This window comes from Rhizobium sp. RSm-3, from assembly GCF_001854685.1.
Classification (GTDB): Bacteria; Pseudomonadota; Alphaproteobacteria; order Rhizobiales; family Rhizobiaceae; genus Rhizobium; species Rhizobium ecuadorense.
Window position 1 is genome coordinate 72,865 of record NZ_MAWZ01000010.1, and the last position, 22,789, is coordinate 95,653.

18 protein-coding genes are annotated in these 22,789 nt (G+C 63.0%); 13 read left to right on the forward strand and 5 right to left on the reverse strand.

Features of this window, described 5'->3' with window-relative positions; genetic code table 11:
• Positions 1-112 precede the first annotated feature (112 nt).
• Entirely contained in the window at positions 113-424 is a 312-nt protein-coding gene (locus BBJ66_RS12325) for a hypothetical protein (RefSeq protein ID WP_071087358.1), read from the forward strand.
• A gap of 62 nt (positions 425-486) precedes the next feature.
• Here BBJ66_RS12325 and BBJ66_RS12330 read toward each other — a convergent pair whose 3' ends face one another.
• Positions 487-708, reverse strand: coding sequence for a hypothetical protein (locus BBJ66_RS12330; protein WP_071087299.1), 222 nt, complete (start codon positions 706-708; stop codon positions 487-489).
• 236 nt (positions 709-944) lie between these two features.
• On the opposite strand from BBJ66_RS12330, the gene BBJ66_RS12335 reads away from it, so the two are divergent.
• A complete protein-coding gene (locus tag BBJ66_RS12335; protein ID WP_049732561.1) occupies positions 945-1,988 on the forward strand; it encodes a tartrate dehydrogenase in 1,044 nt (347 codons plus the stop codon).
• Between the two features lie 65 nt (positions 1,989-2,053).
• Here the strand turns inward: BBJ66_RS12335 and otnC are convergent, their stop codons facing one another.
• Together otnC and BBJ66_RS12345 are read right to left on the reverse strand one after the other, a co-directional pair.
• Positions 2,054-2,722, reverse strand: a complete 669-nt coding sequence (otnC, locus tag BBJ66_RS12340; protein WP_071087301.1) for a 3-oxo-tetronate 4-phosphate decarboxylase — start codon at positions 2,720-2,722, stop codon at positions 2,054-2,056.
• Positions 2,723-2,736: 14 nt separating this feature from the next.
• Entirely contained in the window at positions 2,737-3,735 is a 999-nt protein-coding gene (locus BBJ66_RS12345) for a LacI family DNA-binding transcriptional regulator (protein WP_071087360.1), read from the reverse strand.
• 239 nt (positions 3,736-3,974) lie between these two features.
• Between BBJ66_RS12345 and BBJ66_RS12350 the strand changes: the two genes are divergently transcribed.
• The 11 genes from BBJ66_RS12350 to BBJ66_RS12395 all read left to right on the forward strand — a co-directional run bounded on the left by BBJ66_RS12350 (position 3,975) and on the right by BBJ66_RS12395 (position 16,251).
• Entirely contained in the window at positions 3,975-5,291 is a 1,317-nt protein-coding gene (locus BBJ66_RS12350) for an MFS transporter (protein WP_049732559.1), read from the forward strand.
• 169 nt (positions 5,292-5,460) lie between these two features.
• A complete protein-coding gene (gene ltnD, locus BBJ66_RS12355) occupies positions 5,461-6,399 on the forward strand; it encodes an L-threonate dehydrogenase (RefSeq protein ID WP_071087303.1) in 939 nt (312 codons plus the stop codon).
• 2 nt (positions 6,400-6,401) lie between these two features.
• Positions 6,402-7,178, forward strand: a complete 777-nt coding sequence (otnI, locus tag BBJ66_RS12360) for a 2-oxo-tetronate isomerase (protein ID WP_071087305.1) — start codon at positions 6,402-6,404, stop codon at positions 7,176-7,178.
• Between the two features lie 2 nt (positions 7,179-7,180).
• Positions 7,181-8,461, forward strand: a complete 1,281-nt coding sequence (gene otnK / locus BBJ66_RS12365) for a 3-oxo-tetronate kinase (protein WP_071087307.1) — start codon at positions 7,181-7,183, stop codon at positions 8,459-8,461.
• Positions 8,462-8,493: 32 nt separating this feature from the next.
• Positions 8,494-8,625 (forward strand): hypothetical protein, encoded by a 132-nt coding sequence (locus BBJ66_RS35625; protein WP_274534074.1) that lies wholly within the window; start codon positions 8,494-8,496, stop codon positions 8,623-8,625.
• A gap of 305 nt (positions 8,626-8,930) precedes the next feature.
• Positions 8,931-9,644 (forward strand): HAD-IA family hydrolase, encoded by a 714-nt coding sequence (locus BBJ66_RS12370; protein ID WP_071087309.1) that lies wholly within the window; start codon positions 8,931-8,933, stop codon positions 9,642-9,644.
• 34 nt (positions 9,645-9,678) lie between these two features.
• Entirely contained in the window at positions 9,679-11,289 is a 1,611-nt protein-coding gene (locus BBJ66_RS12375) for an ABC transporter substrate-binding protein (RefSeq protein ID WP_049732584.1), read from the forward strand.
• A gap of 87 nt (positions 11,290-11,376) precedes the next feature.
• Positions 11,377-12,327, forward strand: coding sequence for an ABC transporter permease (locus BBJ66_RS12380; RefSeq protein WP_049732583.1), 951 nt, complete (start codon positions 11,377-11,379; stop codon positions 12,325-12,327).
• Positions 12,324-13,190 carry an ABC transporter permease gene (locus BBJ66_RS12385; RefSeq protein WP_049732554.1) on the forward strand — a complete coding sequence of 289 codons (867 nt, stop codon included), beginning with the start codon at positions 12,324-12,326 and terminating at the stop codon, positions 13,188-13,190. The genes BBJ66_RS12380 and BBJ66_RS12385 overlap by 4 nt, the downstream gene beginning before the upstream one ends.
• Positions 13,187-14,842, forward strand: a complete 1,656-nt coding sequence (locus tag BBJ66_RS12390; RefSeq protein WP_049732553.1) for an ABC transporter ATP-binding protein — start codon at positions 13,187-13,189, stop codon at positions 14,840-14,842. The genes BBJ66_RS12385 and BBJ66_RS12390 overlap by 4 nt, the downstream gene beginning before the upstream one ends.
• An 83-nt stretch (positions 14,843-14,925) precedes the next feature.
• Positions 14,926-16,251: an NAD(P)/FAD-dependent oxidoreductase gene (locus BBJ66_RS12395; RefSeq protein ID WP_071087311.1), complete on the forward strand. Its 1,326-nt coding sequence runs from the start codon at positions 14,926-14,928 to the stop codon at positions 16,249-16,251.
• Between the two features lie 67 nt (positions 16,252-16,318).
• Here the strand turns inward: BBJ66_RS12395 and BBJ66_RS12400 are convergent, their stop codons facing one another.
• Both BBJ66_RS12400 and putA read right to left on the reverse strand, forming a co-directional pair.
• On the reverse strand, positions 16,319-18,862 hold the full coding sequence (locus BBJ66_RS12400) for a methyl-accepting chemotaxis protein (RefSeq protein WP_071087313.1): 2,544 nt from the start codon (positions 18,860-18,862) through the stop codon (positions 16,319-16,321).
• A 218-nt stretch (positions 18,863-19,080) separates the two neighbouring features.
• Positions 19,081-22,788 carry a trifunctional transcriptional regulator/proline dehydrogenase/L-glutamate gamma-semialdehyde dehydrogenase gene (gene putA, locus BBJ66_RS12405; protein WP_071087315.1) on the reverse strand — a complete coding sequence of 1,236 codons (3,708 nt, stop codon included), beginning with the start codon at positions 22,786-22,788 and terminating at the stop codon, positions 19,081-19,083.
• Position 22,789: the final 1 nt, after the last annotated feature.

Genomic DNA, 22,789 nt, shown 5'->3' on the forward strand with positions numbered 1-22,789 from the left:
AAATAGCCATGCGAGCCCGATGTTACCGCCACTCCACAAGAATTGCGGCGCTTGCAGCTGGCACGAGGTTTGCATCTGCAAACCCATCTGCAGATCGATCGGCGACGACCTCATGGTGCATCTTGTCTTGACCTGTCTTCTTCTCAGCATGGCTTCCGGCTTGAGCATGCGGCGCTTTCTCCTGCCGTATCTCCCGGGCGGCGATCTCGCCGAGAAGTCCGCGCCCGTGACTGTCGTCGCGAGCGCCGTTTTTCTGGGGACGCTGGCTTTTACGGTCTCCGATCAGAATCTGTGGGCAATATCCGCCATTCTGGTGCTCGGCCTGCTACTGGCGGCCATGTTCGACGATGCAAGACCCAAGCTGACCATCGCCCTCTCCGCCGTCAGCCTGGCGGTCTATCTCGGCCTGCGTTCGATCAACTGAGCCATCCGGCTTTCCCAGACAGCGGCGCCGCGTGCGCCGCTCGGAGATGATCGAACACTCGTCTATTTGGCGGCATAGAAGCCGCTGTCAAGATGCTGCATCCAACGACGAAAATCATTCGTAAGCAGCGCCACATCATACCGCCACTCCGTTCGCAAAAGCTCCCACCGGCCTGCTTCTCCACTGTCAAGCAAGGCATCAAGCCTCTGCCTGAGATTTTCAAACGCCTCATCAGCAGGATAGGGCGTGGGGCGGTACAATGAGGGATGCAATCGGCCTTCCATCAAGCTCATTCCTCAACAATCGGGGCCACTCATATATATCGTATTACGATATATTTTCAAGAGACGTTGGCGAGATCGTTCGATAGAATTCACCGGTGATGCCGGTGCAAACACAACAATCGACCAAATCCCGGCCGCTTTCGGCAAATAAAGCCTGAGCCTCCCTCTACAGTCATTGCCGCACGGCGCAACCCGCAGAGCAGGAATGTGCTGATCAGCCTGTGAGAGGACCTGCCATGAAGACCTACAAGATTGCCCTACTGCCAGGAGACGGCATCGGCCGCGATGTAACTGAGGCAGCCAAGGCCGTGCTCGAAAAAGCGGCTGCGCGAAACGGATTCTCGCTTGCGACGACAAGCTATCCCTGGTCCTGCGACTACTATCTGGAGAACGGCAGCATGATGCCCGGCAACGGCATCGAAATACTGCGCTCCTTCGATGCCATTCTGCTCGGCGCCGTCGGGTGGCCTCGCAAAGTGCCCGATTCCGTGTCGCTGCACGGACTTCTGCTGCCGATCCGCAAGGCTTTCGTGCAATATGCCAATATCCGCCCGCACCGGCTGCTGCCGGGTGTGCAGGGACCGCTGCGGTCGGAGAACTTCGACATCCTCTGTATCCGTGAAAATACCGAAGGCGAATATTCCGGCGCCGGCGGCCGCGTCCACCAGGGGACCGACAGCGAGGTGGCTGTGGAGACATCGATCTTCACTCTCAAGGGGGTCGAGCGCATCCTGCGTTTCGGCTTCGAACAAGCGCGGGCGCGCCGCGGCAAGCTTGCCTCGGTGACAAAATCCAACGCGCAAAGATACTCAATGGTTTTCTGGGATGAGATCACCCAGAGGCTTTCCCAGGACTATCCCGATGTCGAGGTGACCAGTTACCATATCGACGCCATGGCCGCCCGCATGGTCATGGCGCCGGAGAGCCTCGATGTGGTCGTCGCGTCCAACCTGTTCGGCGACATCCTGACAGACCTTGGCGCCGCCATCCAGGGCGGGCTCGGCTTTGCAGCCTCCGCCAATATCAACCCGGATCGCTCGGCACCGTCGATGTTCGAGCCGGTGCACGGCTCGGCGCCGGATATCGCCAATCTTGGTATCGCCAACCCGATCGCCGCCATCTGGTCGGGCGCAATGATGCTGCAGCATCTGGGAGAAGCGGCTGCAGCCGGAAAGGTGATGGCCGCAATCGAGGCGACGACGGCACGCGGCATCGGTGCAAGTCCCGGCAGGGACAAGACGGAGGCGATCACGGCATCGGTGCTATCGGCGCTCGACTAGAGCAAATACCGACGCGGGTAAGCGGGTTTGGCCGCCCGACCTAAATCTGAACCTGTTTTGGCCGTTCAATGGTCGTCGTGGTCGTGATGCGATGGAAGGTCGAGGCCAAACGTGTCGACCAGATCGGCCACCTGCCCCGGGCTGAGGTAACGGGGATTGAGGTTGCGCAGCAGCAGATAGAGCTTTGCCGTTTCCTCCAGTTCCTCGGTCGCAAAGACCGCCGCCTCAAGGCTGTCGCCGGCAACGACAGGTCCGTGGTTGGCCAGAAGCACCGACGAATACTTGCCCGCCAGTCCGCGGATGGCGTCGGCCACATCAGGATCGCCGGGACGGTAATAGGGCACCAGAGCGGTTTCGCCGGCGCGCATCAGATAATAGGGCGTCATCGGCGGCAGGGCGGCGCGCGGATCGATCTCCGGCAGCATGGTCAGCGCCACCGCATGGGTGGAATGAAGATGAACGATGGCGCGGGCGCTGCCGCGCGTATCGTAGAGGGCCGCATGCAGCGGAATTTCCTTGGTCGGCTTGTCGCCGGAGAGCAGCCGGCCTTCGGCATCGAGCCTGGAGATCCGGGCCGGATCGAGAAAACCGAGCGACGCGTTGGTCGGCGTCACCAGCCAACCGCCATCATCAAGCCGCAACGATATGTTGCCCGACGAACCGGGCGTCAGCCCGCGCTCGAACAACGAGCGGCCGTATCGGCAGATTTCTTCACGCTGGCGCGCGTCGGACATGACATTTCCTCCAATTACGCGGTTGCGCCGTCGATCAGTTCAAAACCGAGATCGACGGCCTGGGGCGGCGCGTCGGCGACGACCAGTTGCGCGGCGATCTGTCCGGTCGCCACACGCGGCGTTCGGATGGTCGACAAAGGCTGCGGCATTGCCCGGCCGATATCGAGGCCGTTATAGCCGAAAATGGCAAGCTTCGAGGGGATGGCGATCCCCTCGGCCAGACAGTGGAAGTAACCGCCCAGCGCCATATCGTCGTTGGAAAAATAGACGGCATCGAGATCCGCCGTCCGGGTAAGCAGCCGCTCCAGCCCCAGCCGTCCGTTTTCCACCGATGAAGCGCCGGCGAGAATTTCGCGCGCGACGAGAGGGGCGCCACCGGCCGCCAGCGTTTCGCAAAAGCTGGAAAACCGCTTGCCGGCGCGGGTATCACGGTTGAGATCGTGACCGACATAGCCGATCCGGCGATAGCCTCGCTTGAGCAGGAAGGCAGCGCTCTCTCGCCCGGCCGCGCGGTTCGAGAAGCCGACCGCGATATCGAGCGCATCGCCGTCGAGATCGAGCAGTTCCACGACCCGGCATCCGCTGGCGCGCAGCATCTTCACCGTCCCCTCGGTATGCTCGTATCCCGCCAGCATGACCGCCGCCGGCCGCCAGGCGAGCATCGCAGCAGCGAGCGCTTCCTCCTTGCCCGGATCATAGTCGGTGACGGAGAACACCGCCTGATACCGGTTTTCCTCCAGGACGGCGCTGGCGCCGCGCAGCACATCGGGGAAGACGATGTTGGAGAGCGAGGGAATGACGAAGGCAACGAGACGCGAACCGGTGGAGGCCAGCGTCCCGGCGATCCGGTTCGGCACATAGCCCAACCGCTCGACGGCAGCCATCACCCGCTCCCGCGTCTTGCCGGAAAACGAGCCGTGATTGCGCAGCACACGCGATACCGTGCTCTCACCGACACCGGCCGCTTCCGCGACCTCGGCAAGCGTTACCGTCACCTGCTGTTTGAAATCCATCGTATGTTTGAACCCAAGCTCTTTGGGGATGGCTGCCGGCATCTCCGCCGGCAACCGCCGCGCTGCCACCATTTTTCACTGCTCCCGCCAAGAAGCAAGGATTTTTTGGCAGCGCTACCAATTTGATGTTGGCAGCGCTGCCAAAATAGATTAATGAAAATGGCAGCGCTGCCAAAAATGGCTTGGCGTGCTGCGGGAGGACCGACAGGAGACCGCGGCAACAATTGGAGGAGAAAATCATGACTCTGCAGACGCAAGCGCCGCCCGTTGGCGCCCATCCCGCCCAGACGGCGGAAGACCGCGCCTATGCCAAGGTGTTCTGGCGCATCGTGCCATTTTTGATGTTGTGCTACGTGGTCGCCTATCTCGATCGCGTCAATGTCGGCTTCGCCAAGCTGCAGATGTCGAGCGAGCTCGGCCTCTCCGAAGCTGCCTATGGCATCGGCGCAGGCATTTTCTTTATCGGTTATTTTCTGTTCGAGGTGCCGAGCAATGTCATCATGAACAGGGTTGGCGCGCGGATGTGGATCGCCCGCATCATGGTCACCTGGGGCATCATTTCCGCCGCCTTCATGTTCACCTCGTCGGAAACCGTCTTCTATGTGCTGCGTTTCCTGCTGGGCGTTGCCGAAGCCGGATTTTTTCCCGGCATCATTCTCTACCTCACAGCGTGGTATCCGGCCGGTCGCCGCGCCAGGATCATCACCACCTTCATGTCCGCGATCCCGATATCGGCGATTTTCGGCAATCCGCTTTCGGGCCTCCTGATGGACAGTTTCCACGGCACGCACGGACTTTCCGGCTGGCAATGGATGTTCCTGATCGAAGCCATTCCGGCCATTCTTTTCGGCATCGCGACCTTCTTCTATCTTGATGATACGATCGAAGACGCGAAATGGCTGAACGATGAGGAAAAGCGCGTGCTCGCGGCCAATATCGAAGCGGAGAACCGGGCCAAGGCCTCAAGCCCGCACAGCATTGCCGCAACGCTGAGCGACCGCCGCGTCTGGCTGATGTGCCTGATCTATTTCTGCTTCGTGCTCGGGCAATACGGCCTGAATTTCTGGATGCCTTCGATCGTGAAAGCCTCAGGCGTCAGCGGAAACCTCAATATCGGCCTGATTTCCGCGATCCCCTATATCTGCACCTTCATCGCCATGCTGGCGCTCGGACGCTCTGCCGACCGGATGCGTGAACGCCGCTGGCACCTCGTCGTCCCGGCCGTCATCGCCGCCGGCGGTTTTGTCGCGGCAACGTTGGCGACCAGCACGACGGTCTCGATTGCCTGCCTCTCGCTGGCGGCCGCAGGCGCCATCAGTTGCGCGCCGCTCTTCTGGTCGCTTCCGACAGCTTTTCTTGCCGGCACCGGCGCTGCGGCCGGCATCGCCTGGATCAACTCGGTCGGCAATCTTGCCGGGTTCCTCGGGCCGTTTCTGGTAGGCTATCTGAAGGACTTCACCGGCACCAACAGCGCCGGCATGTATCTGCTGGCAGCTGCCTTGATCATTGGTTCGCTGGCCGTGTTGACGGTTCCTGCGAAAACCGTCAATCGCTGAACTCGCCCATAACCCCGAAAATCGGAATCGATTTTCGGAAAGGATTATGCGCAAATTCAAAATGTTAGAGCGTCGTTAGCGTGTCTTATGGACGTGCGGCGCTCTAAAGCCCCTCCAGGACTGCTCCGCAGGAGCACAGACTTTTCTCACAAGACCGGAGAACCTCCTCATGTCACCGCTTGCTGAAAATACCGGACCTGCCGTCGTCGCGGCCGTCATCGGCCTTGGTTCCATGGGGCTCGGAATGGCCCGTTCGATGAAGCACGCCGGGCTCGATGTCGTTGGATATGACATCACGCCGGCAGCGGTGGAGCGCTTCATCGCCGATGGCGGACGAGGTGCAACGACCCCGGCCGGCGCGGCAAAGGACGCCGACATCGTCGTCTCCGTCGTCGTCAACGGCGCCCAGACCGAGGCCGTGTTGTTCGGGCCTGACGGCGTCGCGCACAGGATGAAACCCGGGGCGGTCTTCATCTCGTCGGCAACCATGGACCCCGCCGTCGCCCGCGATCTGGCACAAAGGGTGGAGGCTCTCGGCCTGCATTATCTCGACGCCCCGATTTCGGGCGGCGCAGCCAAGGCCGCGCGTGGCGAACTGACGATCATGGCATCCGGCTCCAGACAGGCTTTCGACGCCGCGCGTCCGGGTCTGAACGCCATGGCCGGCAAGGTCTACGAACTCGGCGATGCCGCCGGGGCAGGCGCGGCCTTCAAGATGATCAACCAGCTTCTCGCCGGCGTGCACATCGCGGCCGCCTGCGAAGCCATCACCTTTGCCGCCAAGCAGGGCCTCGATCTCGACAAGGTCTATGAGGTGATCACGGCCTCGGCCGGCAATTCGTGGATGTTCGAAAACCGCGTGCCGCATGTACTGGCCGGAGACTATACGCCGCTCAGCAGCATCGAGATCTTCGTCAAGGATCTCGGCATCGTCCAGGACATGGCCCGCTCCCAGCGTTATCCGGTGCCGCTCGCGGCAGCGGCGCTGCAAATGTATCTGGCTGCCGCCGGCGCCGGCATGGGCCGTGATGACGATTCCTCGCTCGCGCGGCTTTATGCCCAGCTTTCCGGCGCGGAATTGCCCGGCTCCAACAAAGGGGAACGCTAGCCATGCCGGTTTTCGCCGCCAACCTAACGATGATGTTCAACGAATGGACATTCCTCGACCGCTTCGACGCCGCAGCCGACGCCGGCTTTGCCGCCGTCGAATATCTCTTTCCTTACGAAGCAACGCCGGAGGCAATCGCCGAACGGCTTGGCCGCAACAATCTGCAGCAGGCCTTGTTCAACCTGCCGCCGGGCGACTGGGCGGCAGGCGAGCGTGGCGTCGCGGCCCTTCCCGGACGGTTCGATGCGCTGAAAGCGGATGTCGAGCGGGCGCTCGACTATGCGGCGGCGACCGGCGTCAGGCGGTTGCATCTGATGGCAGGCATCGCCGACCCGCGTGACGAAAACGCCGCTTCTTCTTACCGGCGCTCCGTCACTTATGCTGCCGAACGGCTTGCGGACAAAGGCATCGATCTCGTGCTCGAGCCGATCAACGGCCGAAACATGCCGGGATATTTCCTCAACGACTTCAGCGCCGCCGAAAAGCTGATTGCCGAATGCGGCCTGCCCAACCTGAAACTCCAGTTCGACATCTATCATTGTCAGATCATCCATGGCGACGTCACGATGGCGTTGCGGCGCCTGCTGCCGATCACCGGCCATATCCAGATCGCCAGCGTGCCGTCCCGCAACGAGCCGGACGGGGAGGAGCTGAACTATCCCTATCTGTTCGGCGAAATCGACCGCCTGGGTTACGACGGTTTCATCGGCTGCGAATACGTCCCGCGCGGCCACACACTGGACGGCCTCGGCTGGTTCAGACCTTTTGCACGGAGCTAGACATGGCCATTTTGCTCGGATCAATCGCTGACGACTATACGGGCGCGTCCGACCTTGCCAACACGTTGACGAAGAACGGTCTGCGCACGGTGCAGACGGTCGGCATCCCCGATCCGTCGCTGGCGCTGCCGGATGTCGACGCCGTCGTCGTTTCCCTGAAAATCCGCTCCATCCCCCCGGCGGACGCCGTGACGGCTGCAACCAGCGCCGAGCAATGGCTGCGCCGGCGAGGCGCGAGTCACGTCCTCTACAAGATCTGCTCGACCTTCGATTCCACCGATGCCGGCAATATCGGACCGGTCACCGAGGCACTGAGCCACGCTGCGGGCGGCGGCATCGTGCTGGTGACACCAGCTTTCCCGGAAACGGGTCGCACCGTCTATCTCGGCCATCTCTTCGTCGGCGGACAGCCCTTGAACGAAAGTCCGCTCAAGGACCACCCCCTCAATCCGATGCACGACGCCAATCTCGTGCGGGTTCTCGCCCGGCAATCGCATGGCGCTGTCGGGCTGATCGATCTCACGGCCATCGCGGCCGGACCCGGCGCCGTCAAAGCGAGGCTCGAGGCGCTGCGCGCGGCAGGCGTCACCGCTGCCATCGCCGATGCGATTTTCGAGCGGGATCTGGAAACGCTCGGCGAGATCGCATTGGAAACACCGGTATCCACCGGCGCATCCGGGCTCGGTCTCGGCCTTGCCCGCGCGTTGGTCCGCTCCGATCGGATATCGTCCGGCGGCGCGGTGCCGGCGGATGTCATTCGCCCGGTCGGCGGGCTTTCCGCGATCGTTGCCGGCAGTTGTTCCAAGGCAACGCTACGCCAGCTCGACGTCGCCGAACGGTCGATGCCCGTCCTGCGGCTCGATCCGGAAAAGCTGCTTGCCGGTCCGGACGAGATCGCCGCGGCGATTTCCTGGGCCGGAGACCGCGTCACCGCCGGCCCCGTCGCGGTCGCCGCAAGTGCTGCCCCCGAAACCGTGACCCGGCTGCAATCCCTTTATGGGCGGGAGGCCTCCGGCCACGCGATCGAGACTGCAACGTCGATCATCGCAGCCGAACTGGTGGCAAGAGGCGTGCGGCGCCTCGTGGTCGCAGGTGGAGAAACTTCCGGGGCAGCGGTCGACAGGCTCGCCATTCCGGCATTCCTGATCGGACCGGAGATTGCGGCCGGCGTGCCGGTGTTGCGCACGATCGGCAATGCCCAGGGCGACATACTTCTGGCGTTGAAATCAGGCAACTTCGGAGGCGAGGATTTCTTTGCGGCAGCGCTGGCGATGATGCACTGACGCGTCTCCAGCTTGTAGAGGTGTCGGCGGAAATGGAACCCGCCGCCATCGCCGATCTCCACACCATCACGGCGCTTGAACGCGCAGCCTTTGACCTCGTCATCCCCAACATTCGGCCATGGCGTCTCTGCCATGCGCTGCCGCGCGCCGCGCCGAAACGATAGACCTAGCGGTCGAACGTCCCGGAGCCCACTTCGAACAAAACGCGAACAAAACAGATAGGCGCGTGGGCGAGGCAGGCCTCAGAATATCGCGAAACGGTCAGATTCAGTATTTTGTGCCGCCATATGGCGCCTTTCAGGAGAATCCGGCGCAGTGCAGGTGACAAACTACAGTCACTGAAGGGCTCGGATCCCGGCAAATGCGAGGCCTTCCATAGAAGAGCGGGACAACGATCTCGCCTGCGGGAACAGAATATTCTTCTTCGAGAAACCGTGCTCCCATCGGGGCCGAACACTGGGGAATTCACGTGAGCAAGAGCCTTCCGGAATTCAAATACATGACATTCGATGTCGTCGGCACGCTCATCGACTTCGAGAGCGGCCTCAAGACCTGCTTCGCCGAGATCGCCGCCGAGGCGGGAATTACCGTCGACGGCGAGCAGGCGCTTAGCCTCTACCGCGCAGCCCGCTACGCCGAGGATGCAGGCCTCTTTCCCGACGACCTCGTGCGGGTCTACCTCGCGATCGCGCCGAAGCTCGGTCTGCCCGCCGAACAAAAATATGGCGAACGGCTGCGGGACTCGGCCAAGAGCTGGAAGGGGTTCGCCGACAGCGCCGCAGCGCTGGCCAGACTTGCAAAGGATTACCGCCTCGTTGCGATGACCAATGCCCGCCGCTGGGCCTTCGATTTGTTCGAGAAGGAACTCGGCAATCCCTTTTATGCCGCCTTCACGGCCGACGATACCGGCACCGAAAAACCCGATCCTGCCTTCTTCGAGAAGGTCTTCGCCTACGTTGCCGCGGAAGGCCATTCGAAGGACGACATTCTGCATGTCGCCCAGAGCCAGTACCACGACATCGGGATTTCCAGGGAACTCGGGCTGGCCAATTGCTGGATCGAGCGCCGACATGCCCAGAAGGGTTACGGCGGCACGATCGAGCCGGTCGAGTTCACCAAACCCGATTTCCATTTCACGTCCATGGCAGGCCTTACGGATGCCGTGGCTGCTGCACGCGCCTGACTTTAAAACCGCCACAGAAGAAAAGGGGAATGAGATGAACAGCAAGATTACCAATTGGACCAGCTCCGACGATGCCATGATCGAAACCGCCATCCGTCGTGGTGCGACCCGCCGCGAGCTGCTGCATATGCTGCTCGCAGGCGGCGTGGCCATGTCGGCCGGCGGGCTCGTGCTCGGCCGCGCCGGCAAGGCGCTTGCGGCGACGCCGGTTTCCGGCGGCTCGCTCAAGGCAGCCGGCTGGTCGTCCTCCACGGCCGATACGCTCGACCCCGCCAAGGCGTCGCTCTCCACCGACTATGTCCGGTGCTGCTCCTTCTATAACCGCCTCACCATCCTCGATCAGAGCGGCAAGCCGCAGATGGAGCTTGCCGAAGCGATCGAATCCAAGGATGCCAAGACCTGGACGGTGAAGCTGAAGAGCGGCGTCACATTTCACGATGGCAAGCCGCTGACATCAGACGACGTAGTCTTCTCTCTGAAGCGCCACCTCGATCCTTCCGTCGGCTCGAAGGTCGCCAAGATCGCCGCCCAAATGACTGAGATCAAGGCGATCGACAAACAGACCGCCGAGATCACGCTCGCCAACGCAAATGCCGACTTGCCGACCATCCTGGCGATACATCACTTCATGATCGTTGCCGACGGAACGACCGACTTTTCGAAGGCGAATGGCACGGGCGCTTTCGTCAAGGAGGTCTTCGAACCCGGAGTGCGCTCGGTCGGGATCAAGAACAAGAACTACTGGAAATCAGGCCCGAACGTCGATTCCTTCGAATATTTCGCGATCAGCGACGACAATGCCCGCGTCAACGCCCTGCTTGCCGGCGATATCCACCTCGCAGCCTCGATCAATCCGCGCTCGATGCGCCTCATCGAGGCTCAGGGAGAAGGGTTCACCTTGTCGAAGACGACCTCCGGCAACTATACCAACCTCAATATGCGGATGGACATGGAGCCCGGTAACAAGCGGGATTTCATCGAAGGCATGAAGTCCCTCGTCAACCGCGAACAGATCGTCAAGTCGGCGCTGCGCGGTCTCGGCGAGGTCGGCAACGACCAGCCCATTTCTCCGGCCAACTTCTATCATGACGCGGACCTGAAAGCGCGGGCCTTCGATCCCGAAAAGGCGAAGTTCCACTTCGAAAAAGCAGGCGTTCTCGGCCAGTCCATTCCGATCATCGCTTCGGATGCGGCGAACTCGTCGATCGACATGGCCATGATCATCCAGGCCGCCGGCGCTGAGATCGGTATGAAGCTCGATGTCCAGCGGGTGCCGGCCGACGGTTACTGGGACAACTACTGGCTGAAGGCGCCGATCCACTTCGGCAATATCAACCCGCGGCCGACGCCGGATATCCTGTTTTCCCTGCTCTACAGCTCGGATGCTCCGTGGAACGAAAGCCAATACAAGTCGGAGAAGTTCGACAAGATGCTGATCGAGGCGCGCGGTTCGCTCGACCAGGACAAACGCAAGGCGATCTACAACGAGATGCAGGTTATGGTCGCTCAGGAAGCCGGCACCATTATTCCGGCCTATCTATCGAACGTCGATGCCACCACGGCCAAGCTCAAGGGTTTGCTACCGAGCACGCTTGGCGGCCAGATGGGATACGCGTTTGCAGAATATGTCTGGCTCGAAGCCTGATAAGCCTTGGGGCCGGGGCTGCAGTCGCGCCCCGGCTCCGCCATTTGATTGGTCAAACTCAACTCGAACGCCAAAAGGGAGCCGCGCGTGAACAACCAGGTCTTATCCCTTGTGCTGGGCAGATTGCTCATCGCCCTGATCACCCTGGTGATCGTCTCCCTCGCCGTGTTCTTCGCAACAACGCTGTTGCCGGGAGACACGGCGGCGATCCTGCTTGGCCAGGCGGCCACGCCGGAAGCCGTCGCAGGTCTTCGCCAGGCCATGCATCTCGACGAGCCGGCGCTCTTTCGTTTCCTGCGCTGGTCCGTCGGACTGCTGCAGGGCGACCTTGGCACCTCCTATGCCAACCAGATGCCAATCGCCGATCTTATTGCCGGCCGCTTCGTCAATACGCTGAAACTCGCCGGCGTCACCGCGCTCTTCTCCGTGCCGATTGCGCTGACGCTCGGGATCACAGCGGCGATGCTGCGCGGCACGCTTTACGACCGGGTCGTCACCGTGATCACCATCGGCGTCATCTCCGTGCCGGAGTTCATGGTCGCGACCTCCGCCGCGCTGATCTTCGCCGTCTATCTGAAATGGCTGCCGGCGCTGTCTTTCGCCAATGAAATCCACAGTCTGGCCGACATGCTGCGCGTCTATGCCATGCCGGTGATCACCCTCACCTTCGTCGTCTCGGCGCAGATGATCCGCATGACGCGCGCGGCCGTCATCGAGACGCTCAACACACCCTATGTCGAAATGGCGCTGCTCAAGGGGGCCTCCCGGCCGCGCATCGTCTTTCGCCATGCGCTGCCCAATGCGCTCGGCCCGATCGTCAATGCCGTTGCACTTTCCCTGTCCTATCTGCTCGGAGGCGTCATCATCGTCGAGACCATTTTCAATTATCCCGGCATCGCCAAGCTGATGCTGGATGCCGTGGCCACCCGCGACCTGCCGCTGATCCAGAGCTGCGCGATGATCTTCTGCCTGGGCTATCTGCTGCTGATCACCATCGCCGATATCATCGCCATCCTTTCCAATCCGAGGCTCCGATGACCATGAGCAATTCCGAAACCACCACCGGCTGGCTGTCCGGAACCTCGTTTGGCTATCGCTTCAACATCGTCGGAGCAATCGGGCTTGCCGTCATCCTCTCCTGGGCGCTCGTCGCGATCTTCGCGCCGTTGATCATCCCCTACCCTGTCGGCGAGATTGTCGATCTCGACTATTTCGGCCCGATGAGCCGGCAACTCTGGCTCGGCTCCGACTATCTCGGCCGCGATATGCTCTCGCGGATTTTGATGGGCGCGCGCTACACGGTCGGCATCTCGCTGGCGGCGGTGACGATCGCCTGCTTTAGCGGCGTCGTGCTCGGCATGATCGCCGCGGTCGCCGGCGGCTGGCCGGACACCATCCTCAGCCGCTTCCTCGACGCCCTCAATTCCATCCCGAGCAAGCTGTTCGGCCTGGTCGTGGTCGCCGCCGTCGGCTCTTCGGTGCCGGTTCTGGTCCTGACGCTGTCGGTGATCTACATCCCCGGCGCCTATCGCTTCGCCCGGGCGCTCGCCGTCAACATCAATGCGATGGATTTCATCACCGTCGCGCGCATCCGCGGCGAAAGCACCCTCTATCTCATTCGCTCGGAAATCCTGCCCAATATCGTCGGGCCGGTGCTTGCCGACCTCGGGATCCGCTTCGTCTTCATCGTTCTGCTCCTTTCCGGGCTTTCCTTCCTGGGCCTCGGCGTCCAGCCGCCCTATGCCGATTGGGGCGCGCTCGTGCGCGAGAATATCGGCGGGCTGCCGTTCGGTGCGCCGGCGGTGATGTTTCCCTCACTTGCGATCGCCAGCCTGACGATCAGCGTCAACCTGCTGATAGACAACCTGCCGCAGAAGATTCGCGACCGGAGCGTGTCATGAGCAATTTCATTGAAATCCGCGACCTGAAGATCGAGGCCACCACCGATTCCGGCCGACGCGTCGAGATCATCAAGGGTGTCAGCCTCGACGTTGCCGAGGGCGAGATCGTCGCGCTGATCGGCGAGAGCGGTTCAGGCAAGACAACCATCGCCCTGACACTCATGGGCCATACCCGCGCGGGCTGCCGCATCACCGGCGGCAGCGTTTCGGTCGGCGGCAAGGACATGGTCACGCTCAGCGAGAAGCAGCGCGCCAAGGTGCGCGGCACCAAGGTCGCCTATGTCCCGCAGTCAGCCGCCGCCGCCTTCAATCCGGCCACAACGATCATGGATCAGGTGATCGAAGTCACCCGGATTCATCGGCTGATGTCGCCGGACGATGCGCGCGCCCGGGCAGTCGAACTCTTCCGGGCGCTGTCGCTGCCGGAACCCGAGACGATCGGCAGCCGATATCCGCACCAGGTTTCCGGCGGCCAGCTGCAGCGTCTGGCGGCAGCCATGGCGCTGATCGGCGACCCGACCCTCGTCATCTTCGACGAGCCGACGACGGCACTTGATGTGACGACCCAGATCGAAGTGCTGCGCGCTTTCAAGTCGGTCATGAAGAAGGGCGGCATAGCGGGCGTCTATGTCTCGCACGACCTTGCCGTCGTCGCGCAGATCGCCGACCGCATCGTCGTGTTGAAAGGCGGGGAGGCCCAGGAAACCGGCACCACCAACGAGATTCTCAACAACGCGAAGCATCCGTATACCAGAGAGCTGCTCGCAGCCTTTGAGCCGAAATCGCGCGGCGCAGCCGGATTGGCCGCCAATGTGACGGCGCCGCTTCTGAAGATCGAGGATCTCGTCGCCGGCTATGGACAGCGCCAAGCCGACGGCCTCCCCCTCGTTCGAGCGGTCGAGCATGTCAGCCTGAAGGTGGAGAAGGGGCGAAATCTCGGCATCATCGGAGAATCCGGTTGCGGCAAGTCGACGCTTGCCCGCACCATCGCCGGCATCCTGCCGGCCGCAATCGGCAAGATCGTCTTCGACGGCACCGAACTGCGCCGCAGCGCCCGCGAGCGCTCGCGCGACCAGTTGCGCGAGATGCAGATCGTCTTCCAATATGCCGATACCGCTCTCAACCCGGCAAAATCGGTGGAGGACATCCTCGCCAGGCCCCTGGTTTTCTACCACCGCATGGATCGGCAAGCGCGAAACGCCAGGATCGATCAGCTGCTCGACATGGTGCGACTGCCTCGCAGCCTGCGCCATCGCCGGCCGGGAGAACTCTCGGGCGGGCAGAAGCAGCGCGTCAACTTCGCCCGCGCACTCGCCGCCGATCCGAAGCTGATCCTCTGCGACGAGATTACCTCGGCGCTCGACACGGTGGTTGCCGCCGCGGTGATCGACCTGCTCAAGGAATTGCAGCGCGAACTCGGCCTTTCCTACATTTTCATCAGCCACGATCTCTCGGTCGTGGAGGCGATCTGCGACGAGATCGTCGTGATGTATGGAGGCCGGAAGGTCGAGGAAATCACGCCCTCGACGGTGAAGACGCCGACGCATCCCTATTCGCAGCTGCTCTTCTCCTCGGTGCCGACGCTTGATCCGACCTGGCTCGACGGTCTCCAGCGGGATCCTGAACTGGTGCGGGCCTATTGTCGGCAATGAGCGTCGGCGAGCGATCGTTTTGTCCGGCAATAGCGAATCTGAAAGATCGCGACGCGCTTTAAAGTATGAACGGAGACCCTGCCATGCCTGCACCGCTTGATCGCGTCGACACCACGCCGGATCTGCCCGCTGCCGCCGATGCGGTGGTGATCGGCGGCGGCATCGTCGGCGTTTTCGCGGCCTATTATCTTGCCCGGCGCGGATTGAAGGTTGCCCTCGTCGAGAAAGGCCTTGTCGGCGCGGAACAATCGAGCCGCAACTGGGGCTGGTGCCGGCAGCAGAACCGCGACGCCCGTGAACTGCCGATGTCGACGAAGAGCCTCGATCTGTGGGAGCGCTTTGCCGCCGAGACCGGGGAGGATACCGGTTTTCGCCGCTGCGGCCTTTTCTATCTCAGCAATAGCGACGAGGAACTGGCGGGCTGGGCACGCTGGCGGGATTTCGCGCGTTCGGTCGGCGTCACGACGCACATGCTGAGCGGCGCAGAGGCAAGCGAACGAGGGCGCGCCACCGGCGCCTCGTGGAAAGGCGGCGTGTTTTCGCCGACCGACGGCACCGCCGATCCGGCCCGCGCCGCACCGGCCGTCGCGCGGGCGATCCTGAAGCTCGGCGGCACTGTGCATCAATCCTGTGCGGCCCGCGGCATCGACATCGAAGGCGGCAGGATCGCCGGCGTCGTCACCGAGCATGGCACGATCCGGACAAAAATCGCGATCCTGGCCGGCGGTGCCTGGGCTTCCTCCTTCTGCCGCCAGCTCGGCATTCGATTTCCGCAGGCATCGATCCGTTCGTCGATCCTTTCCGTTTCGCCGGGTGCGAGCGGCCTGCCGGATGCGCTGCACACATCCGCGGTCTCCGTCACGCGTCGCAGCGATGGCGGCTACACGCTGGCGATCAGCGGCCGCGGTCGCGTCGATCCCACCGCACAACAGTTCCGCTTCGCACCACAGTTCCTGCCGATGTTCGCTCGGCGGTGGCGCAGTCTCGCACCCGGGGGCTTGGAGGGATTTCGCTCCGGCCACGAGTCTCTTGCACGCTGGCGGCTCGACAGGCCGACGCCGATGGAGCGCATGCGCATCCTCGACCCGGCGATCAACCAGGCCACCATCCGCCTGACGCATGCGCGGGCGCTCGAGCTTCTACCCGCCTTGAAGAAAACCGCCATCAGCGCGACCTGGGCGGGTTATATCGACAGCACGCCCGACGGCGTACCGGGGATCGGCGAGATCGCCACGCTTCCGGGTTTGATCCTCGCTGCGGGCTTCAGCGGCCATGGCTTCGGCATCGGCCCGGGCGCCGGCCATCTGATTGCCGATATCGCCACAGGCGATGAGCCGATCGTCGATCCCCGCCCCTATCACCCGGACCGCTTCGGGAAATCCGCCTGGGGCAAAGTGGCCGACTTTTAGATGTCGCTCGGTCGAAGGAGCCTGCCGTAAAGTGCCCTGTCGCCTCAAAAACCGGGGCAGCACCTGTTCAGGAGGCCACAGACATCCGGGGGCTGCTGGCGGAAGAGGCCCTGCGGCCATCGGCGGCAACGGTCTGAAAGTGGGAAATTCTTTCGTTCAACAGTTCCACCTGCTGGCGAAGCCGGTGAATTTCCGCGGTGTTTTCTTCAACCATGGCGGCGTTGTGCTGGGTGATGTGCTCGACGTCGCGAACGGCGTTGTTCACCTCGTCGATGCCCTTGTACTGGGTGGTCGTGGAGGCCGAGATGACCTGCACCAGGCCGTTGATCGAAGTGAAGTGCTCCATGATGGCAGATAGCGCCTTGCCGGTTTCCTCGACGAGCGTGACGCCCGCACCGACCTGCGATGCGCTGTTGGAGATGAGGTCCTTGATCTCGCGGGCAGCCTTGGCGCAGCGCTGGGCAAGCTCGCGCACTTCCTGAGCGACGACGGCAAAACCTCTGCCGGCCTCTCCTGCGCGCGCCGCTTCCACACCCGCATTGAGCGCAAGAAGATTGGTCTGGAAGGCGATCTCGTCGATCACGCCGATGATGCTGGTGACTTTCTCGGACGACCGGTTGATGGCGCCCATGGCATCGACGGCTTTGGCGACGACGGCTGCGGAATGCTCCGCCTGGCGGTGGGCTTCCGCGACCGAAAGCGACGTCTGACGGGCGTTTTCGGCGGTCGTCCGCACGCTGTCTGTGAGTTCACCGAGCACCCGCGAGCTCTCCTCAAGGGCGGCTGCCTGCTGTTCCGTGCGCCGCGCCAGATCGTCGGCAGCTCCCGAAAGATTGGTGCTGCCCTCGGCGATCTCATAGGTCGTATTGCGAACCTCGGCGAGCGTCAGCCGCAGCGCATCGATGGCGTGATTGTAGGTTTGCGCCATAGCGACATAGTCTGCGGCCAGATCCTCGCTCATCTCGGCGGCGAGGTTGCCACTGGCAAGCTTGCCGAGCATGTCGGAGAGCGCATTCAGAGCCTCGCTCTGTTCCGCCTCGATGCGCGCCTGCTCGGCGGCACGGCGGGCCTGCTCCCGCTCGTCGCGCGCTCTGTTCGTTTCGGCGACCTCTTCCAGCCGGGTCTTCTCAAGCGCCTGGTCGCGGAAGACGGTTACGGAGCGGATCATGTCGCCGATCTCGTCGCCGCGCTTGCCGTCGCCGATCGGGACATTCAGATCGCCGTCGGCAAGCCGCATCATCGTCTGGGTGATCCGCTTCAGCGGCCCGCGCAGGGTTTCGATCAGCATGAGGCCGCCGATGATCGCAAGCACCGTGCCGGCGATCATCGCCGCGAGCGACATTGTCGCCGAGCGCTGGCTGATTTCCCTGCCGCTCTCCTGCGCCGTGCTGACGAACTGTTCGAGCGTATGGCTTGCGTCGGCCACAAGCGCGGTCGCCGCCTCCTTGTCCGCGCGCCACCGGTCGGCGATCGATATCAGAAGCGACGTGTCCTTCTCGATCGTCGCAAGCGACGGCTCGATCTTCTTGGCAAGATCCTGCAGCGCGGCATTCTTACCGCTCAGGGGGACGAGCTTTGCAGCGCTCTCGCGCAATGCCTTGAGATCGGCGAGAACCGCATCCCGCGACGCGGCATCCAGCCGCCTGTTCAGTTCGCTCAGGTGTAGGCGCAGATCGTCGATCGATTTGAAAGCGGCATTGACGATCGCCGCCATCGAACGAAGCGTTGATATGCTCGCATCCATGCCGGTAAAGCGCTCGATCGCCGTGTCCGCATTGCCGGAGGCGAGTTTTGCAAATTGCTCCTGAAGGTCCTGCAGATCCTGATCGACGGGAGCGTAAGCTTCGAGCGTCAGGCTGCTGTCCTTGGCCATGGGGGCAAGCTTGTCCAGGACCGGCTTCAGCGCAGCGATCTGGCCTTGGGCCTTGTCGGAGGCAAGCGCCCCGCTGTCGCCGACCTCTTTGACGAGCGGCGGCAGAAGGCTGCCGATGGCCTGGGCAAGCTTCTGAGGGTCGGCTGCCGCTGCGGTCGCCTTGCGCAGTTTCGCAATGCGTCCCGCGAGATTCTTATAGGCCGAGGCATCGAGAAGCAGCGCCCGGACGAAGGCCTCCTTGCCATTCGCCTGATCCTGGAGAACGTCGAGCTGTTTGCGCGCCGTCTGGCTTTCCTTAAACAGCCCGGCCACCGCGTCGTCGATCGCCTGCTCGGTATTGACGCGCTCCTGCGACACGGCCCAAAGCGCGTCAGCGCCGCCCTGCATCTTAGCCCCGAGTTCGCGCACCGTGGCGATCTGCTGCTTTTGCGCAGGATCGATCAACATGGCATCGAGCGTCGCCGCGCCCTTCTCCTGATCGGAGATGCTGGCAATCAGGCGATCGCGCGTGGCCGCACTCGGAAGATCGGTAAAGGTGGTCAGCGAGGATCGCAGCTGCTGAAAACTGGAAAGCGTATCGATCGTCTGCCGGGTCAGGGTCATCTGGCCGTTCAGCGTACCGGCGGTGAAATAGCCGAAAAGACCGATGCCGGCGATCAGCACGATCAGCGGCACTACGAAGAAGAGCACCTTCGTCACGATCCGCATACGCTGCAACAGTCGGTCAATCAACGCCATAAGGAAGCCCCGCCCCAGGAAATTTCTGCTTCTCCGGCGCAACCGCTCACATCGACATACAGCCACGGCGGTCATGTCGGAGTGACCACAATTGGCAGTCGTCGCGCCAGGTTGCGACGATAGCCAGAACTCTTAAAAAAATGGTCAATGGTGTCGAGTTTTTCGGGACAAGCAAAACAGCGATCGAGGGCGCATTTGTGCGCCCTCGTCTCGTTTTCTCAGCCGATCGCCATCAGGCTGGCATTGCCGCCGGCTGCCGCGGTGTTGATCGACGTGGACACCTCCTCCAGCAGCCAGTTCAGGCAATAGGCCTCGGGATCGCCGGCCAATTCCTCGCTCGTGGCAGCCTGGACCAGCAGAAGCGGACCGGGCAGAGCAGCAATCTTCCGGTTGACGATCAGAACCCTGCCGCGATCCCCTTCGACCAGTGCGCCCGAGAATGGCCCGTCCTTTTCCCAAACCGACGTCCAGGAAACCCGGCTGGCGACAGCCGCCGGCAGATCGGCCAGGGCCGATTTCGGCAGGGAGCCGGCGTCGACGACCACGTGGTTGCCGGTCGACAGGGCCGCGGCGATCTGGCGATACAGCCCGCTTTCGGTCTGCGGCACGGCCAGAATGCGGCCGCGGGGATGGAGCGCGTAGAGATTTTGCTCTCCGACCGGGCCGACCAGTTCGCGTTCGAGCCCGAGCGCTGAACGGCTCGCATAGCCACGCGCCGCTTCCCCTTCGGCCGGCAAGCCCTTCTTGTCGAGCCAGACGATGTAGTCGCGAAGGGCGAGGTCGGTGTGGACAGAATCCTGCTGCGGCGGCACCGGAGCACGCTGTACCAGCCGGCCGATATAGAGCGGACCGCCGGCCTTCGGACCGGTGCCCGACAGGCCGCGGCCGCCGAAAGGCTGCACGCCGACGACGGCGCCGATGATGTTGCGGTTGACGTAGAGGTTGCCAGCCTTGATGCGACTGGTCACATGCGCGATCGTTTCGTCAAGCCGGGTGTGAAGCCCGAATGTCAGGCCATAGCCCGATGCGTTGATGTCGTCGATCAGGCGGTCGAGCCCGTTTCGCTTGAAGCGGACAACATGCAGGACCGGCCCGAAGATCTCCCGCGTCAAGTCCGACAGAGCCTTGATCTCGATGATTGTCGGCGGAACGAAGGTGCCCGCCGCGGCACTTTCGGGCAGCGGCAGTTGATCGACCTTGCGGCCGGCGCCGCGCATCTGCTCGATATGCTGGTCGATCTCGGCCTTCGCGCCATCGTTGATGACAGGACCGACATCGATGCTCAGCCGATCGGTGCGGCCAATCGTCAGCTCGCGGAAGGCGCCCTTCAGCATGGCGAGGGTCCGGTCGGCCACATCGTCCTGCAGGCAGAGGACGCGGAGCGCCGAGCAGCGCTGGCCGGCGCTGTCGAAGGCCGAGGCGATGACATCGGCCACCACCTGCTCGGCGAGAGCCGAGGAATCGACGATCATGCCGTTCTGTCCGCCGGTTTCGGCAATCAGCGGGATCGGCTTCCCGGTCGAAGACAGGCGTTCGGCCAGCTGCGCCTGGATCATCCGGGCGACTTCGGTCGATCCGGTGAACATGACGCCGGCTGTTTCCCGGGCACCTACCATGCCGGCGCCGAGGCGGCCGCTGCCGGGCACGAACTGCAAGGCGCCGACAGGCACGCCCGCCTCATGGAGGATCTTGACGCTTTCCGAAGCGATGATCGGCGTGACGCCGGCGGGCTTGGCGAGCACGGGATTGCCGGCCACCAGTGCGGCCGCCACCTGCCCGGTGAAGATCGCCAGCGGGAAATTCCATGGGCTGATGCAGACGATCGGGCCGAGGGGCGCATGCGACGGTCCGAGGGTCTTGCGCGCCTGCTCGGCGTAGTAACGCAGGAAGTCGATCGCCTCGCGCACTTCGCCGACGGCATTGGCGGCGGATTTGCCGGCCTCGCGCATGATGATGCCCATCAGCGTCTTGATGCGGTCCTGCATGATGTCGGCCGCCCGCTCCAGGCAAGCCGCACGCTCGGCCGGCGGCACCGCCGCCCATTGCGGCGCATGCTCGGCCGCCATCGCAACGATCCGGGTTGCCTCTTCGACCTTCAGCTCGGTGACCGTGCCGACGACGTCGCGGTGATCGGCGGGATTGAGGACGTTACGCATCACCCCATCCGTCGAGCCATCGGCAAGGATCGGACCTGCGTGCCATGGGCTGGCAGCCGAGGAGGCAAGCGTCTCACCCAGATTGGAAAGCGTCGCCTCGTTCGAGAGATCGAGACCGTCGGAATTGGCGCGGGCACTGCCGTAAAGCGCCTTCGGCAAGGCGATCTGCGCGTGGGGAGCGCCGACGACCGGCATGGCGGCGACGGTCTCGGCAGGATCGGCGATCAGCGCCTCGACGGAGACGTGCGGATCGGAGATGCGGTGCACGAAGGAGGAATTGGCGCCGTTTTCCAGCAAACGCCGCACCAGATAGGCGAGCAGCGTCTCATGTGTTCCCACAGGCGCATAGATGCGGCAGGGCCGGTCGAGCTTTTCCTTGCCGACGACTTCGTCATAGAGAGGTTCGCCCATGCCGTGCAGGCACTGGAACTCGTATTTGCCGACGGCGAAATCGGGACCGGCGAGATGATATATCGTCGCCAGCGTCTGGGCATTGTGGCTGGCAAACTGCGGGAAGACGGCGTCGGGTGCGTTCAGCAGCTTGCGCGCGCAGGCGATGTAGGCGACGTCGGTGTAGATCTTGCGGGTATAGACCGGATAGTCGTCAAGACCGTCGAGCTGGGCGCGCTTGATCTCTGCATCCCAATAGGCGCCCTTGACCAGACGCACCATGATCCGGCGACCGGAACGGCGGGCGAGATCGATGACATAGTCGAGCACGAAGGGGCAGCGCTTGCCATAGGCCTGGACGACGAATCCCAGCCCGTTCCAGCCGGCAAGATCAGGGGCAAAGCAAAGCTCCTCGAGCAGATCGAGCGAAAGCTCCAGCCGGTCGGCCTCCTCGGCGTCGATATTGAGGCCGATGTCGTAGCTCTTGGCGAGAACGGCCAGCGCCTTGACCTTCGGCAGCAGCTCGCCCATCACCCGGCCGGCCTGCGCCCTGACATAACGGGGGTGCAGGGCCGAAAGCTTGATCGAAATACCAGGACCGTCATAAATGCCGCGCCCGTCCGAGGCTTTGCCGATGGCATGGATCGCCTTTTCGTAATCCTTGAAATAACGCTCAGCGTCTGCGGCCGTCGTCGCGGCCTCGCCCAGCATGTCATAGGAATAACGGAAGCCGCGCGCTTCGAGCGGCCGGGCGCGCTTCAGCGCCTCCTCGATCGTTTCGCCGGTGACGAACTGCTCGCCCATCATGCGCATCGCCATATCGACGCCGCGACGGATGACCGGCTCGCCGGCCCGCGCGATCAGCCGCGTCAGCGCCGCCGACAGGCTGCGGTCGTTGACCGTCGAGGTTAGCTTGCCGGTGACGACGAGGCCCCAGGTGGCGGCGTTGACGAACATGGATTTGCCGCCGCCGATATGCGAGGTCCAGTTGCCCTCGGCGATCTTGTCGCGGATCAGCGCGTCGCGGGTGTCGGTATCGGGAATGCGCAGCAGCGCTTCGGCAAGACACATGAGCGCCACGCCTTCTTGGCTGGAAAGCGAATATTCCTGCACCAGCCCTTCGACGCCGGTGCCCTTATGCTTGGCGCGCAAGGCCTCGATCAGCGTACGGGCGGTGCTGCGAATGTCATAGCGCTTCGCCTCGGAGACGCGCGCAGCCGCAACGAGCGGCGGCAGGCATTCGGTTTCCGGGCGGCGATAGGCTGATGTGATCGCCTGGCGAAGTTCCGATTGCGGCCGGATCGGCGGGGCAAAGCCGGTGAACGGCGCGCCATTGGCGGGATCATTGGAGGATGCGGGGTCGATCGCTGCGTTCAACATG

Coding starts and splice junctions, on each gene's coding strand:
- BBJ66_RS12325 (WP_071087358.1), top strand. CDS start 113: ATGGTGCATCTTGTCTTGACCTGTCTTCTTCTCAGCATGGCTTCCGGC.
- BBJ66_RS12330 (WP_071087299.1), bottom strand. CDS start 708: ATGGAAGGCCGATTGCATCCCTCATTGTACCGCCCCACGCCCTATCCT.
- BBJ66_RS12335 (WP_049732561.1), top strand. CDS start 945: ATGAAGACCTACAAGATTGCCCTACTGCCAGGAGACGGCATCGGCCGC.
- otnC (WP_071087301.1), bottom strand. CDS start 2,722: ATGTCCGACGCGCGCCAGCGTGAAGAAATCTGCCGATACGGCCGCTCG.
- BBJ66_RS12345 (WP_071087360.1), bottom strand. CDS start 3,735: ATGGATTTCAAACAGCAGGTGACGGTAACGCTTGCCGAGGTCGCGGAA.
- BBJ66_RS12350 (WP_049732559.1), top strand. CDS start 3,975: ATGACTCTGCAGACGCAAGCGCCGCCCGTTGGCGCCCATCCCGCCCAG.
- ltnD (WP_071087303.1), top strand. CDS start 5,461: ATGTCACCGCTTGCTGAAAATACCGGACCTGCCGTCGTCGCGGCCGTC.
- otnI (WP_071087305.1), top strand. CDS start 6,402: ATGCCGGTTTTCGCCGCCAACCTAACGATGATGTTCAACGAATGGACA.
- otnK (WP_071087307.1), top strand. CDS start 7,181: ATGGCCATTTTGCTCGGATCAATCGCTGACGACTATACGGGCGCGTCC.
- BBJ66_RS35625 (WP_274534074.1), top strand. CDS start 8,494: ATGGAACCCGCCGCCATCGCCGATCTCCACACCATCACGGCGCTTGAA.
- BBJ66_RS12375 (WP_049732584.1), top strand. CDS start 9,679: ATGAACAGCAAGATTACCAATTGGACCAGCTCCGACGATGCCATGATC.
- BBJ66_RS12385 (WP_049732554.1), top strand. CDS start 12,324: ATGACCATGAGCAATTCCGAAACCACCACCGGCTGGCTGTCCGGAACC.
- BBJ66_RS12390 (WP_049732553.1), top strand. CDS start 13,187: ATGAGCAATTTCATTGAAATCCGCGACCTGAAGATCGAGGCCACCACC.
- BBJ66_RS12395 (WP_071087311.1), top strand. CDS start 14,926: ATGCCTGCACCGCTTGATCGCGTCGACACCACGCCGGATCTGCCCGCT.
- BBJ66_RS12400 (WP_071087313.1), bottom strand. CDS start 18,862: ATGGCGTTGATTGACCGACTGTTGCAGCGTATGCGGATCGTGACGAAG.
- putA (WP_071087315.1), bottom strand. CDS start 22,788: ATGTTGAACGCAGCGATCGACCCCGCATCCTCCAATGATCCCGCCAAT.